This is a genomic window from Arthrobacter flavus (genome assembly GCF_039526005.1).
GTDB lineage: Bacteria > Actinomycetota > Actinomycetes > Actinomycetales > Micrococcaceae > Arthrobacter_D > Arthrobacter_D flavus.
On the sequence record NZ_BAAAIJ010000044.1, the window covers coordinates 1 to 1,434 of the forward strand.

Annotated in this window: 2 protein-coding genes; both read left to right on the top strand. The window is 58.2% G+C overall.

All coding sequences use genetic code 11. From position 1 onward, the window contains the following. The first annotated feature begins 77 nt into the window (after positions 1 to 77). Positions 78 to 542 (top strand): helix-turn-helix domain-containing protein, encoded by a 465-nt coding sequence (locus ABD059_RS09950; protein ID WP_343879592.1) that lies wholly within the window; start codon positions 78 to 80, stop codon positions 540 to 542. Between the two features lie 11 nt (positions 543 to 553). After that, a complete protein-coding gene (locus ABD059_RS09955; RefSeq protein WP_343879594.1) occupies positions 554 to 1,396 on the top strand; it encodes an IS3 family transposase in 843 nt (280 codons plus the stop codon). Positions 1,397 to 1,434 lie beyond the last annotated feature (38 nt).

Genomic DNA, 1,434 nt, shown 5'->3' on the forward strand with positions numbered 1-1,434 from the left:
TGGAGTGGTCCCCAGAAGTTGGACACCGAATTTAGGATCCTTCTTCAGGGAGTAATCAGATGTATTCAGGAAGCACGTTGAGTCATTCCGACGCCGTGTCGGCGGTCGAGTTGTTCGAGCAGGGGTTGACCGCGAAGTCTGTCGCGCTTGCTCTTGATATTGCACCGAATTCTGTCCAAATGTTGTATGAACGATGGCAGGTACGAGGAACGGGTGCGTTGATGACAAGAGACCGTAAGCAGTACGACGTCGAAACCAAGCTCGAGATCGTGCGGCGTCATCTTCAAGGAGCGTCCGGACGCATCCTGGCCAAGGAATACGACCTTCCCTCACCCGGCACCGTCACGAACTGGGCGAAAATCTACCGCCGCGATGGTGAAGACGGGTTACGCCCGAAGAAACGGGGTCGGCGACCGGCCAATCGCGAGAATCCTCGCCCCGAGAGTGAGATCGAGCAGCTCCGAAGAGAGAACGAGCGCTTACGTGCGGAGGTGGCGTATTTGGGAAAATTGCGGGCCTTGAGGTCACACGAACGACGCTGAAAGTCCAGGCGATCGACGATCTCAAGGCCCAACACCGGTTAGCGCTGTTGTTGCACCTAGCAAAGCTTCCCCGATCCACGTTCTACGACCACCGCAACCGGCTCACCCGGCCAGACCGGCATGCGAAGCTCAAGGAGGCCATTCGTCAGGTCTTTGCACAGGCTCGAAGCGCCTACGGGCATCGACGCGTTCTGGCGATGCTGCTGCGACAGGGCTGGACGGTGTCGAAGAAGACCGTGCTGAAGCTCATGCGCGGGCTCGGGCTGCAAAGCCCGGTGCGTCGCCGGCGCAGATACAACTCCTTCCGTGGCGAGGTTGGAAAGGCTGCTGCGAACGTGTTGAACCGCCAGTTCGAGGCCGCGGCTAAACACAGCAAATGGGCTACCGACGTCACCGAGTTCACGGTTGGCGCCTCCAAGGTCTACGTCTCGCCGGTCCTTGACCTTTATGACAACCGGATCGTCTCTGTCATGGCAGGTCCATCTCCGAGCGTCAGAATGGTCACCGAGGGCCTCCGCACTGCGATCAGTGGCCTCGCTCCAAACGAGCGACCCCTTGTCCACTCAGACCAAGGATTCCAATACCGTCACCCGCTCTGGCAGGACACGCTCTGTGAAGCCGGACTGACCCAATCAATGTCCCGTAAGGGCACATGCCTGGATAACGCCTCCATGGAAGGGTTCTTTAGCCACCTCAAAGAGGAATGGTTCCGGATTCAGCAACCCAGCACGATTGAACAATTTCACACCGGGCTGGACGAATATCTGCTGTGGTGGAACAGCACCCGGATCCAACAAAGGCTCGGCTACCTCAGCCCCGACGAATACCTCGCCCAAAACCCCGCAAACGCATAACATTTAATTAGGAGTCCAGCTTTCGGGGACCACTCCAG